Annotated in this window: 11 protein-coding genes; 3 read left to right on the top strand and 8 right to left on the bottom strand. The window is 37.6% G+C overall.

The genetic code is table 11. The features are described 5' to 3' along the window. Positions 1 to 172 precede the first annotated feature (172 nt). The 3 genes from I6E85_RS05105 to I6E85_RS05095 all read left to right on the top strand — a co-directional run bounded on the left by I6E85_RS05105 (position 173) and on the right by I6E85_RS05095 (position 4248). Positions 173 to 1498, top strand: coding sequence for a PAS domain-containing methyl-accepting chemotaxis protein (locus I6E85_RS05105; RefSeq protein WP_007585625.1), 1326 nt, complete (start codon positions 173 to 175; stop codon positions 1496 to 1498). A gap of 562 nt (positions 1499 to 2060) precedes the next feature. Then, positions 2061 to 3131 (top strand): hypothetical protein, encoded by a 1071-nt coding sequence (locus I6E85_RS05100; protein ID WP_024590468.1) that lies wholly within the window; start codon positions 2061 to 2063, stop codon positions 3129 to 3131. A 55-nt stretch (positions 3132 to 3186) separates the two neighbouring features. Next, positions 3187 to 4248: a hypothetical protein gene (locus tag I6E85_RS05095; protein ID WP_024590467.1), complete on the top strand. Its 1062-nt coding sequence runs from the start codon at positions 3187 to 3189 to the stop codon at positions 4246 to 4248. A gap of 68 nt (positions 4249 to 4316) precedes the next feature. On the opposite strand, the gene ttcA is transcribed toward I6E85_RS05095, so the two are convergent. The 8 genes from ttcA to I6E85_RS05055 all read right to left on the bottom strand — a co-directional run bounded on the left by ttcA (position 4317) and on the right by I6E85_RS05055 (position 12582). After that, positions 4317 to 5231 (bottom strand): tRNA 2-thiocytidine(32) synthetase TtcA, encoded by a 915-nt coding sequence (ttcA, locus tag I6E85_RS05090; protein WP_007585631.1) that lies wholly within the window; start codon positions 5229 to 5231, stop codon positions 4317 to 4319. Between the two features lie 170 nt (positions 5232 to 5401). Next, positions 5402 to 6328, bottom strand: a complete 927-nt coding sequence (gene uspE / locus I6E85_RS05085) for a universal stress protein UspE (RefSeq protein ID WP_007585634.1) — start codon at positions 6326 to 6328, stop codon at positions 5402 to 5404. Between the two features lie 356 nt (positions 6329 to 6684). Further along, positions 6685 to 7836, bottom strand: a complete 1152-nt coding sequence (locus tag I6E85_RS05080; RefSeq protein ID WP_024590466.1) for a right-handed parallel beta-helix repeat-containing protein — start codon at positions 7834 to 7836, stop codon at positions 6685 to 6687. A gap of 237 nt (positions 7837 to 8073) precedes the next feature. Then, positions 8074 to 8811 carry an FNR family transcription factor gene (locus I6E85_RS05075; RefSeq protein WP_007585636.1) on the bottom strand — a complete coding sequence of 246 codons (738 nt, stop codon included), beginning with the start codon at positions 8809 to 8811 and terminating at the stop codon, positions 8074 to 8076. A gap of 67 nt (positions 8812 to 8878) precedes the next feature. Then, a complete protein-coding gene (locus tag I6E85_RS05070) occupies positions 8879 to 9550 on the bottom strand; it encodes a sulfite exporter TauE/SafE family protein (protein WP_007585638.1) in 672 nt (223 codons plus the stop codon). Further along, positions 9543 to 9710: a cbb3-type cytochrome oxidase assembly protein CcoS gene (gene ccoS / locus I6E85_RS05065; protein WP_002963071.1), complete on the bottom strand. Its 168-nt coding sequence runs from the start codon at positions 9708 to 9710 to the stop codon at positions 9543 to 9545. Before ccoS ends, I6E85_RS05070 begins: the two co-directional genes overlap by 8 nt. After that, positions 9707 to 12082, bottom strand: a complete 2376-nt coding sequence (locus I6E85_RS05060) for a heavy metal translocating P-type ATPase (protein WP_024590465.1) — start codon at positions 12080 to 12082, stop codon at positions 9707 to 9709. The genes ccoS and I6E85_RS05060 overlap by 4 nt, the downstream gene beginning before the upstream one ends. An 8-nt stretch (positions 12083 to 12090) precedes the next feature. Then, positions 12091 to 12582, bottom strand: coding sequence for a FixH family protein (locus tag I6E85_RS05055; protein ID WP_010554059.1), 492 nt, complete (start codon positions 12580 to 12582; stop codon positions 12091 to 12093). Between the last annotated feature and the right edge of the window lie 89 nt (positions 12583 to 12671).

Raw genomic sequence — 12671 nt, 5'->3', positions numbered from 1 at the left:
TAGAAGTTATTTTATTGATGTATCCACATATTTGTAGATACCAGTGTTTATGTATTGGCTATTTTAAAACTTTCTGAATCTAGTAATTAAAGCTCTTATTATTTATCGCGTTATAAATAATATCTTCTATAATAAAATTAATTATATATTGAATGTATTAGTAGGGATATTAATGTTTTTTTCTAAAAATAAACAAAACGAAATAGCTTCTCTAAAAGCTGAACTTTACCCATTACAACAAGTGTGGGAAGGGCTTTACCGAGAGATGTTAGTACTAAACATTCTTTATGATGGCCGAATTTCGCACGCCAATGATAAGTTTTTAGAAAACCTAGGCTACAGTGAAGACGATCTAACTAATAATTCTTTTGACGATTTTATTACAGATTCGTCTCGTCAATCTTCAGAATTTAAAAGCCTACAGCAAGCTATTAAAAAAGAAGGGCATTGGGGCGGTGCATTGCAAGTTATGCGCAGCGATGGTAAAGCTGAATGGTTACGTTTAATAGTACATCCAGTAAAAGGGGAGCAAGATCAGTTGCTCTATTTTTCTATATTCGGAAGTGTACTTACAAAAACAATTACGGCTTCTCGCGAGCAAAGCGATACTATTAAAGCGATATATCGCTCTATGGCGGTAATTGAATTTGATTTAGAGGGCCATGTCTTAAAAGCAAATGATCAGTTTTTAGCTGCAATGGGTTATCAAGAAAGTGAAATACTAGGTAAACATCACCGTACGTTTTGTGAGGCTTCAGAGTATAACTCTCAAGAGTATCTGCAATTTTGGGCTAAATTAAGAGAAGGTAAGTTTATTGCTGAGCGTTTTAAGCGCGTAGATAAACATGGCAACATTGTTTGGCTAGAAGCGTCATATAACCCAATCTCAAATGACGCGAATGAGCTTTATAAAGTGATGAAGTTTGCAACTGTTATCACTGATCAAGTAAATCAAGAAATTGCGATATCACAAGCTGCCGAAATTGCTTATAGCACTTCAACCCAAACTGATAAAAAAGCAGAGCAAGGCGCGAGCGTTATACAAGATACAGTCGCAGTAATGACTGAGCTGGCTATTAACATGGAGCAAGCTGCAAATGAAATTTCAGCGCTTGATCAGCAGTCGCAACAAATATCGAGTATTGTACAAAGCATTAGTAGTATTGCTGAGCAAACAAATTTATTAGCATTAAATGCCGCAATTGAAGCGGCAAGAGCTGGCGAGCAGGGGCGAGGCTTTGCTGTGGTTGCAGACGAGGTCCGATTGCTTGCATCGCGTACCTCAAAAGCAACAGAAGAAATTGTAGAAGTTGTACAGCGCAACCAATCACAAACCCAAAATACGGTGGCTGTAATAGAAAAAGGTAAAGAGAAGGCAGAGCAAGGCTTGGCGTTATCTAAAGAATCTGGTGAAGTGATGCAAGAGATCCAACAAGGTGCACAAGAAGTTGTAAATGCGATTGGGCAATTTACCAGTGAACTTAAAGCTAACGGTTAGATTAGCTTCGTCCTTATTCTAAAGCGGGCACTTTCAATGGTATCCGCTTTAATCTTACTACCCTCAATATACCCCTTGAAACCCATCTAATAATTTCAAATATAACAACTATACCTCTATTAACTCATTAATCAGTATGAAATAAGTTTCTTCTCTTCTCTAAATGATAATAAGTTGTTGCATTTTTGTTCGTTGTTCCTAATACTAGAGTCTGTTGATCTTTCAAGGTTAAATTTGCAGCAGTCTGTTTGGTATTTAGGCAAGGCAGAGCCTAAGTAGTGTGGTTGTTCCCCATAAATAGGCGATAACGTAGCATTAATGCCAAACAGACGCTGCCCAAAGGATACTTCCTAGAGGCTATTTACTCTTTGTTGCTCGGTTTTTACTTAGCCCACTAGGTTACAAATCTCGCGCCGTGATTAAATAGCCTCTAGTTTGAACAAATTTTAATCCGCAAAGAACAACAGACCCTAGTGAACACCTAAGCTGACAAGCTTATGTAAACCAACATGAATACCTTAAATGATAATAAAATATTAAGTACACAACATTAAGGAATTGTATGAACAACACAAAGCGTACACACAAATTAATTAAGCCAAGCCACCTAATTGGTGCGGGGTTAGCTATGTTAATGAGCTTTTCTGCAGCGAGTAAAGACTACAAAATTATATTAATTCATGGGTTACAAACTTCGCAAATAACAAATAAGTCGGGTAGTGATGTAATCAATGATGGTGAAACATATTGGCAATCGTACTGGAATAATCGTGCAGATGAGCGAATTGATTGGCCTGCTTATGAGCGTATTGAAGGTAAAATTGCTACCGATTGGGTGTGGCCAAAGCTAAAGCAAATTTCACGCTCTAATTTATGCAGTGATGGCTGTGTATTTGTAACACATTCAACAGGAGACTTAGTTGCACGCCATATTATTGATAATCAAGAAAACTGGTTAGAAAACGAAGGCTTAGAGCCGCTTAATATTGTTGCTACGTTTGATTTAGCAGGCGCGGGTGGTGGAAGTGAGCTGGCTGACGTAGCTGTTAGTGCTTTAACTGGCGCATCATGGAACTTTGCGGTCGATGCAGCACTCAAATGGTGGCTAGGAAGTGATGTAACCGAGGCCGTTGGTGTATTACACGATTTAAAAGTGAATAATGCACGTAAAATATCTCCATTTCCTGATGCACGTACACCTCGTTTACGCTTTGTTGCCGATGGAAATGCATATTTGGGTTTAACGGGTGGTTTTTTAAAAGGCAATGATGATTCGGTTGTTGCATCGCACTCTTCATGTGGTGCCAGTTCGGCTGGCTCGTTTGGAAGTTGTAGCAGCAGTATTGATACAAATGGCCATTTAAAATCGCAAGGTGATGCAGTAAGTAGCTTTATGCCAAACCATTATCCAATGATGATGAGTGACAGTTATAGCCATAACGAAATACATAACGCGCAGCGAAAAGGTAATGTAACAATAGCCATGAATAACGTAAATGTGGAAGGTGACAATGTAGGTTTTAATACGTTTGATAAAACTACAGGTAGTTGGTTTTGGAAAAAACAATATCGTTATATTAAGGATTCAAATAATTTAAGCGCATCAGCACTTATTTATAATGTGATTCCATAACATACAAGGCGTGTAGTTAAAAACTATACGCCTTATAAAAGATTGAAATATAAAAATGAAAAAATTTTATGCCGTTGCTTTAATTATTAGCACTATTTTATTCTCGCTATGGTTTACAGGTAAAAATGATGCTCATAAAGTTGTTGAGCCAATAACACCTCAGGTTAAACACAGTGCGAGCGTAGCTGATTTATCGCCTGTAAAAGTGATCCCTATAGACGTACCTACAGCAAAAAAAACACAATCAAAAAAACAAATCGCGTTTAATGAAGACTTAACAAAAGCAGCGCAGCAAGTGGTTATGCAATATGAAAGTGCACTTAAATTTCCTCCTTATTCTCAGCCATTGAGTCCATTAGATGAAGATCGATTAAAGCCAAATCAATTCTACCCGGTATCGAGCCCTATTGATGAAAGTGGCGATGCTTTAACGTTAAGTCTTAAACAATATCGTTTTGTATACCCAGAAGAAATAACAATAAAGATAAGCGCCCAAGGGCTTGGAAAAGTGGTCGTTGAGCTTGCAAATACTGATACAAAAGAAGTGTTAAATACCCATACAGGCAATGCGCGTGACGGTGAAGCAATTATTACATTTGAAGAGGATGAAGATTACCCTCGTAGCTTACAAGTGTTTGTAGAGGGTGATGTTGCGGGTAAAAAAGTTCCCGTAGTTGCGCAAATTCAATATATGCCGCCGAGTGCAACTTTAACAGGTTTTGAAACTGCTTATGCACAAAACGAAAACATGATTTTGCCAGCTAACATAGTGGTAGTAAAAAGTGGTTTGTATCGTGTTAGGGCTAATTTATACAGTGGCGATACACCACTTGCTCATTTAGTATCTAAAGAGCGGTTAACGAAGGGAAGCCAAACTCTTAATTTGAAAGCTCATTGGTCGGTGCTACCACAAGGCATTACAGATATGCGCTTAAGCGACTTTGTTATTGAGAGAATGTCGCCAAGCCCAGGTGAGCGAAATAGCTTTGGGAATAGTGAAATAAGTCACTTTGATATTAACGATTTTTCGTACGATAGCTTGCAGCAATTACCATATCAGGCTAATGCACAAGAAAAGTTAAGTTTGGAATTTTTACAAGGCTTAGCTGAGAGTTAAAAATAGAACGCAATGCTGAATTGGTAAATTTAAGGGGGTTGTACATAAATACAACCCCCTTAAATTTGTTAGCTTAGATTTATAGTAACTACACTTGGCGCTTCTTGTTCATCAAGCTCATTAGCAACAGGCACTTTAGGAATATCTGGTTTATCAAGGGCTATATCGCCACCATCAATTACTTCACCGGTTTGTAAGTTTTTAAAATCAAACAAGTCGGCGTCAGCTAAATGTGAAGGCACTATGTTTTGCATTGCCGTAAAAATGCTTTCAATACGACCTGGGTGCTCCGCATCCCATTTAGCGAGCATTGTTTTTGTATGTTTACGCTGTAAGTTTTCTTGCGAGCCACATAGGTTACACGGAATGATAGGGTAACCTTGTACAAATGCGTATTGGCTTATGTCGCTTTCTTTACAGTATGCAAGTGGGCGAATAACCATATGCTCGCCGTTATCACTCATTAATTTAGCCGGCATACTTTTTAGCTTTCCGCCGTAAAACATATTTAAAAACAATGTTTCAATCATGTCGTCACGGTGATGACCAAGGGCTATTTTAGTAGCGCCTAGCTCTTTTGCTGTGCGGTATAAAATACCACGACGTAAGCGTGAGCAAAGTGAACACGTTGTTTTACCTTCAGGGATAATATCGGTAACAATACTGTAAGTATCTTCTTCTACAATTTTGTATTCAACATTTAATTTATCAAGATACTGGGGTAAAACATGCTCAGGAAAATCAGGTTGTTTTTGATCAAGATTTACAACAACTAGGTCAAACTTTATAGGTGCTACACGTTTTAAATGTTGAAGCATTTCAAGCATTGTGTAGCTATCTTTGCCGCCAGAAAGGCATACCATTATACGGTCACCTTCTTCAATCATATTGAAGTCCATAACGGCTTGACCAGTTTGGCGACGTAAACGCTTTTGCAGCTTATTTAAGTTAAATTGAGCTTTAGCTTGATCTGAGTGTGACAATTACGCCCCCTAGTAAAACAATACAGCAAAGTTATTTGCTAAAAATAAAGGGGCGTATTATACCCAAACCACCTGAATATGCGAGTTTAGGATGTAATTAAAATTGATTTAAACGTGCCTTATTAACACGTAAAAATAACTCGCTTATAACTTGCACATAAAGCTTAAAATTAATCCTTTGCCATAGGGCTCACGTAACCATCGGGTTTGAGTGCCAGTACATCACAGTCTAGGCTATCAATTACATGCTCTGCTGTATTACCTACAAGAGCGGCACTTAAGCCCGTGCGGCCTACAGTACCAATAACAACTAATTCGCTATTTAACCGCTTCGCTACATCAGGGATTACATCCTCCGGCAGGCCTTCTTCAATAAAACATTGCTCTGGGTTTAAATTAAACTCTGCAGCAAGTGCATTGGTTGATTCATGATGATGCTTTTTAACTGATTCGTTATAAAGTCCTGGGTTAAACTCAGGAATTTCGATGGCAATATTAATAGGAGTTGCAGGGTAGGCATTAACTAAATTAAGTTTTGCGTTGGCAAGTTCACATAAATATTGTGCGTCTTTAATAACGCGTTTATTAAGTGCTACATGTTCTTCATTTTCACTAACCGCATTTACAGCAGCTAAAATATTACCGTTTGCTGGCCATGCCATTTCTTTTACAAATAATACCGGAGCGGGGCATTTGCGTACTAAGTGCCAATCGGTCGGGGTAAAAATAACTGATTTAAGTGCACCATGTTGATGTGTGCCTTTAATTACTAAATCGTACTTTTCATCAATTACAGTATCGATTATGGCTTCGTAAGGGCGGTTATGCCAAACCACTTGGGTTTCAATATTTATATCTTTGTAAGGGGAAACTAAATCGTTTAGCCATAGCTGGCGATCTTTTAGTACGGCATCGCGCATTGCTTCGCGTTCATCGCCAGATAGCATAGTCGTCATTTCGTAAGAGAAGTCGTAAACCGTCATAAAGGCGGTAATACTTGCGCCAGATTTTTTAGCTAAATCTATTGAACGTGCTAAACCGTGTTGATCATCTTTGGTGGGGTCAATAACCGCAATAATGCGTTTAATAGTGTTCATATGCTACTCCATTTACCTAACGGGTGTACATTTAGTGTAACGTAAATATAAAACAGTTAAAGGGGTAGCATATAAATTGTTGTTCTAAATCAAAAAATATTTTCGTTCCAAGTTTTAAATATACTTGATGTTTTTTTGCTCTTTTTTAATTTATAGCGATTTAATTGCGGTGCATGTTTGCCTTTTATAGATTTCCATTTCCTATTCATTGGTAGTACGTAAGTTGCATCGACTCAGTCTCACCTAAGGCCAAAATAGACTGAAGAAGCCTTAACTCATAAGGATATCTAAAATTTAGTAACTCAAAGGCTGTGAAATATACTGAAAAGTTACTTTAAACTAAAAAATTATACTTTTTAATTATTCTTAGATTCCAGTAATATATTATTTTCTTGGGAAAATCCGTAAGTTTCTTTTACAAAGCTTACCCCTGGGAGTAGGTTATAGGTATTGTCTTTAATTGTAGAAAATAAATAATTTTTCCCACCGCGAGTAAATAAGTTAATTAGATCCCAGTATTTTTTTTCTGGGTAAACGGTCATATCAATATCAAGAAAGTGATTATTATTGATATAAATGCCTCTTACGTAATTATCGTCAATGAGCTCTCCCGTCACATCAGATTGTATTCTAATACCCCCTTTCGAACGTATAATACTGTTATGCGTAAAATAAATACTCCCCCAATTAAAAGGAATTGTCACACTTTTTGGCTTGTTTGGATAAGCATTGAGTATAAATTTTTTTGTGTCTAAAAAAGTATTCGCAATGATTTTAACATTTGAATAATAGGTCAGCTCGATAGCAGTACCTTTTGTATTTCTAAACGTATTATATCTTACTAAAGCCTTAGACACTGGCTTTACAGAGGCGAATTTTAAAGAGCCTTTCATGCCTTCGAAAGTATTATTTTCAACTCTAATATCATGCGTACCACCAAAGTTATTATTCCAAGGGTGAGTTGTCGTAACTTGCGTGATATTTTCAAAGTAATTATTACTAATCTTGATTCTGAAAGAATTAATAGGTCCTTCGAAAGAAGATAAGTGAGAAGAAGTAGCTCTAATTGCTGCATCTCCGAAGTTAAAAAATTGATTATGATGCACTGAAATATCAGAAGAACCAGCTAAAAGTAAACCTTGCTCGCCCCAAGCGTAATTAACCTTATCTTTTGTTAGCCCTTCAAAGATGAAGCCTTCAATAGTTACAAAATGTGAGTTATAGAAAGCTAAAATATATTCACCTTCAAATCTATCACACTTTCTCAGCACTACTCCCTTTTTTGCAGAGATAACAACATTACTGATGTTTTTAAAAATTATAGCTGAGCAAATATCATAAACGCCTGGTTGTTCAATAATTAATTCACCATTCTCCTCAGTGTTCAAAATTAATTCTTTTAACGATTGAGAGTCATCGGCCCCATCATCTGGAATCATGAAACTTAATGCTTGAGCACTGAATATACCTAAAGAAAAAATAAACAAGAGACATAAAATATTACGCATAATATTTCCTTTCATTTAGTGAATAAAATAGAAGTTTTTAACGATGATAAAATTGCATTATTGCTTTTGTAAAATGCGCTGCGCCAAATAATGGTACTGAGTTAAATGAAGTTCTTTATTTGTAGAACTTTAATTAAGCCCACTTCTAAAGTATTAGTCGAAGGTAAGTGTAATTGCAATAATTACACTTTATTTACATAACAATTACGAGTAAAGGATTGTTATTCGAGGCAGGTACTAACGAGGTTTTACTATTGCTGCGGTTTTAGCCAAGGCATCATTATCTAAAATTGTAATAAATTTACCCTCTACTTTAATTAAGTCAGCTTTTTGAAAACGACTTAATAAACGGCTAATGGTTTCTACTGTTAGGCCTAAGTAATTGCCTATTTCGCCACGAGTCATTGTAAATCTAAATTCTTTACGCGAAAAACCACGCTCACCAAAACGCTCTGACAGGTTATAAATGAAACTAGCTAAGCGTTCCTCTGCTGATTTTTTATTGAGTAATAGCAGCATTTCTTGATCGTATGTAATTTCACTGCTCATTAAGCGCATTATTTGTTGGCGAAGCTTTGGTAATTTTCCTGATAGTTCATCAAGAGTATCGAATGGGATTTCGCACACCATTGACGTTTCAAGTGCTTGCGAAAAACTGGGATGAGTCATTTTACTTATTGCGTCAAAACCAACTAGGTCGCCCGCTAAATGAAAGCCGGTAATTTGCTCATCACCTCGCTCCGATAGCGTGTACGATTTAAATGAACCAGAACGAACCGCATAAATAGCCTGTAAAGGTGCACCTGATTCAAATAGATAGTCGCCTTTATGGAGTGGTTTTTTTCGCTCAATAATTTCGTCAAGCTTGTCCATTTCTTGGCCATTAAGTGAAAATGGCAAACACAATTGACTAATACTGCAGTTATTACAGCTAATAGCACAATTACCTTTAGCGCGACTTTGAGAGAAATCCATAATTTAATCCGTTTAAATTTTTATACACGACTGCAAAATAACCATAAAGGTTAATAATGCGAATAGATTAATGTACCAGTTTGTCAGTTGCAATAATCAATAAGTAGATACCATACCAAATTATAACACTGCCTAATACAATTCGGGTCCATGGATGGTTAATAATAGTATTTAGTTTTTGCGCGGTAATGCCTAATGTGATCATCGCGGGAAAAGTACCCAAAGCGAAGCAAAGCATAACTAAGGCACCGTCTAGGGCACTTGGGCTAGTCATCGCCCATGTAAGCGCTGAGTATACAAGCCCACAAGGTAGCCATCCCCACAACGCACCGTAACCTAGGGCTTTAAAAGGAGAGTTAATAGGCATTAAATATTTATTTAGCTTAACAATATGTTGCCACACCAAGGTTTTACCAATTTTCTCTAACCATTGCAAAGTAGGGCCCAAGCGCATTATATACACACCAACGAGGAGCATAAAAATAGCTGCAATGAACGAAAGTACTAAAGAGAAGGAGGTGTTTTGCCTTGCAAATTGGCTGCTAATACCAGCAACAAGTGCGCCTGCTGCCATGTAGCTCAGAGCACGTCCAATATTATAAGCAAATGAATAGGTAAATGTTTTGCGTTTGTCACTTGCTAGTTGTAATGAGCTTGCAATACCGCCACACATAGCAATGCAATGACCGCTACCTATTAGCCCCATTAAAAAAGCGCTGGTATAAAGAGGGTCAATCATTACTTTTGTTATGTTGCTCTTTGTCATCTTCAAACAAAATACTATGACCTTGCTTGTTTAAGTCAGAAAACTGCTCGCTTTTCACTGCCCAAAAGAAAACACCAATAGCAATAATGACGAACAAAATGGCGATAGGGATCAAAATGTAAATTATGCTCATAACTTTAATAGCCTTAGTGAATTACTAATCACAATAATTGAGCTGGCAGACATGCCAATAACAGCCATCCAAGGAGCAACTAAGCCCAACGCTGCCAGTGGTAATATTGAAGCATTATACAATAAAGACAGCGCAAGATTTTGCTTAATAATACGTCTGGTTTGTTTTGCTACATTAAGTAAGTGACCAATGGAGGCTAAATCGCTATTAAGAAGTACTACATCGGCGCTATTTTTTGATATGTCTGCACCGGTTTCCATAGCAATAGATAAGTGCGCACTAGCAAATACCGGGCTGTCGTTTACACCATCACCTACCATTGCAACGACTTCATTTTGTGAAGACCATTGCTCAACGGCGGTTTGTTTATCTTGTGGAGAACATCCAAATTGCACACTTTCAAGTTTAAGTTGCTTAGCTACTTTTTGCCCAGCATCTGACGCGTCACCGGTTAACATGTGACACGTTAAGTTTTGCGATTGAAGTGAGTCTATAAGCTTTTTAGCATCGCTTTTCACTTTATCAACAAAGTAAAAACGTGCAACAACTTGCTTATTTATATACAAGCTCGCTTGTGCATTTGATTTTTTGCTATTAAACCAACCACTTTTACCAATTGCGTAATGATTAGTTGCATCTTGTGCGCTAATTCCCAGCCCTGGATGTACTTCAACGTTATTAAGACTGCGGTGAGCTGGCGTAAACTCATCAAATGCACTGGCGATAGGGTGCTCAGAATAACGCTCTAGCATGGCTGCCATATCTAGCACTTGCGCTTTTGTATACTGTTTATCGATTATATCTACTTCATCAAGGCTAAATTTACCTTGCGTAAGCGTGCCCGTTTTATCAAATGCAAATAAAGTAATTTGAGAGAGGGTTTCGAGCACATGCGCTTGTTTTATCAATACACCTTTGCGAGTAAGCGTTGCCACCGCACATGTAAGCGCGGTAGGTATAGCTAAGCTCAGGGCACACGGGCAGGTAGCAACTAAAACCGAAATGGTAATCCAAAATGCGTGTTCAGGATCAATTTGGTACCAGCCAATGGCTGTAAGTGAAGCAAATATAAGCAGGCACGCTATAAACCATTGCGCAACTTTATCTGTAATTTCAACCAGTTTAGGGCGTTTAGTTAATGCATTATGTTGCAAGCGTATAATTTGATTTAAAAGCGTATTTTGGCCAATTTTATTAATTTTTATTTCAATAACGCCGTCGTGGTTAACGCAGCCGGCGTAGACATTGTGGCCAATAAATTTTGTAACGGGTTGATGTTCCCCCGTCATCATTGATTCATCAACCGTAGTTTTACCTTTAATTAATTCGCCATCGGCAGGAATTGTTTCGCCGGCTTTAATGAGTACTACGTCATTAAGTTTTAGTTTTTTGGCTGCTATTATAAGCTCTTCGCCACTTTCGTTAATAGTGCGGGCTGTTAATGGCAATAATTTTTGTAAGTTGGCAGTAAATTCGCTCGCTTTTAAACGCGCTCTAAATTCAAGGTACTTACCTAATAAAAGTAAAAAGGTAAACATGCACACAGATTCAAAATACACTTCGCCGACTTGCATAAATGTGGCGTAACAACTTGCGCCAAACGCACCAAAAATAGCCAGCGATACGGGTAAATCCATATTGAGCTGTTTTGCTTTTAAGCCATTTATAGCATTGGTTAAAAAGGGCAGTGCGCTATATAAAATAACCGGAGAGGCCAGTACCAAGCTGATCCATCTAAAATACTGCTCAAAGTTACTGTCCATGCCTGAAAACATGCCAAAGTACATGGCGAACGCAAACATCATTACTTGCATGGTCATTAAGCCTGCAACACCTAAACGGCGAATATAGGCTTTGGCAGTTTGTTGTTTTTGCTTAGCTTCAATATCTGATTGAAATGGGTAGGCTTTATAACCAATTTTAGCTAAGGAAGTAATAACCTCACTCAACGGGGTGCTGGTTTTATCCCATTGAATCATCGCGCGGTTGGTAGATGTATTTACATCAACACGCTTAACTGAGGTTAAATTTAAGAGTTGTTTTTCGATAAGCCATGCACAAGCGGCGCAGGTTATACCTTCAACGCTTAATAATACCTCTGAGATATTATCGCTAGTGGCTATAAATTCGTCTTGAATGTCTTCGTTGTCATAACTTTTTATAAATGCGAGTTGCTCAGGTACCAGCTGTTCGACCTTTCCAGCACGAACCGTTCGGTATTTATAATAATCGGTCATACCTTGAACAACAATATTTTGCGCAACAGCTTGGCAGCCAATGCAACACATTGGCTGGGCAATATCGTCAATTATAACGTTTGCGCTAAATCCGTTTGGCACACTTTCAAGGCAATGAAAGCAAGAGTTAGACATAGTTATTACTACTTATAATTAGGAGTAACTAAAACGGTTTGTTCAGTTGGTAACGTTATATTTTCTTTCATTTTCCAACTGCCATCTATTGGCTCAATAAATACTGAGTAGGCGCCTTGTGTATACTCATTAAGTAATGCAGTAAATTCCTGATTGGCATTAGGAGTAAGTGTTGCTTCAAAGTCATGCGCTTTAATGGTGCGATGGTAAAACGAGAGCTTTAATACATGCACGTTACTGCTGTCGCCTTTTGTAAACTTAAAGCTTACACGCTCGTTGGTTACATTCAATTCGCCATGTAAATAAAGTGCTTTTGCTTTTTCAAACTTAGTCAGTTCTAAGTTTATTGCTTTACCTTTTTTGTAGTAGTCGTCAACAACCATATCTGGACCGTTACCTATTGCCGTAATAAATAAGCTAATACAGCCAATAATGGCAACTAACGGAAAAAAGATTAAAAACCAAGGCCAAAAATTTTTATACCACGGAGTAGGTTGCATAGTGTCTCTAAAATTAGTTTAGGAAGCGTTATTTTATAGGAATTATACGTAAAAGACTAAAAAAAAGCCTCACAGTGGAGGCTTTTTTG

This window comes from Pseudoalteromonas sp. NZS71, assembly GCF_015864715.1.
Classification (GTDB): domain Bacteria; phylum Pseudomonadota; class Gammaproteobacteria; order Enterobacterales; family Alteromonadaceae; genus Pseudoalteromonas; species Pseudoalteromonas arctica.
This window is presented reverse-complemented; position numbering and strand designations above follow the sequence as displayed.

What these genes read in the sequence shown, in the direction of transcription:
- I6E85_RS05055 (WP_010554059.1), bottom strand. Translation starts at nt 12,582, where the DNA reads ATGCAACCTACTCCGTGGTATAAAAATTTTTGGCCTTGGTTTTTAATC.
- I6E85_RS05060 (WP_024590465.1), bottom strand. Translation starts at nt 12,082, where the DNA reads ATGTCTAACTCTTGCTTTCATTGCCTTGAAAGTGTGCCAAACGGATTT.
- ccoS (WP_002963071.1), bottom strand. Translation starts at nt 9,710, where the DNA reads ATGAGCATAATTTACATTTTGATCCCTATCGCCATTTTGTTCGTCATT.
- I6E85_RS05105 (WP_007585625.1), top strand. Translation starts at nt 173, where the DNA reads ATGTTTTTTTCTAAAAATAAACAAAACGAAATAGCTTCTCTAAAAGCT.
- I6E85_RS05100 (WP_024590468.1), top strand. Translation starts at nt 2,061, where the DNA reads ATGAACAACACAAAGCGTACACACAAATTAATTAAGCCAAGCCACCTA.
- I6E85_RS05080 (WP_024590466.1), bottom strand. Translation starts at nt 7,836, where the DNA reads ATGCGTAATATTTTATGTCTCTTGTTTATTTTTTCTTTAGGTATATTC.
- I6E85_RS05095 (WP_024590467.1), top strand. Translation starts at nt 3,187, where the DNA reads ATGAAAAAATTTTATGCCGTTGCTTTAATTATTAGCACTATTTTATTC.
- I6E85_RS05070 (WP_007585638.1), bottom strand. Translation starts at nt 9,550, where the DNA reads ATGATTGACCCTCTTTATACCAGCGCTTTTTTAATGGGGCTAATAGGT.
- uspE (WP_007585634.1), bottom strand. Translation starts at nt 6,328, where the DNA reads ATGAACACTATTAAACGCATTATTGCGGTTATTGACCCCACCAAAGAT.
- I6E85_RS05075 (WP_007585636.1), bottom strand. Translation starts at nt 8,811, where the DNA reads ATGGATTTCTCTCAAAGTCGCGCTAAAGGTAATTGTGCTATTAGCTGT.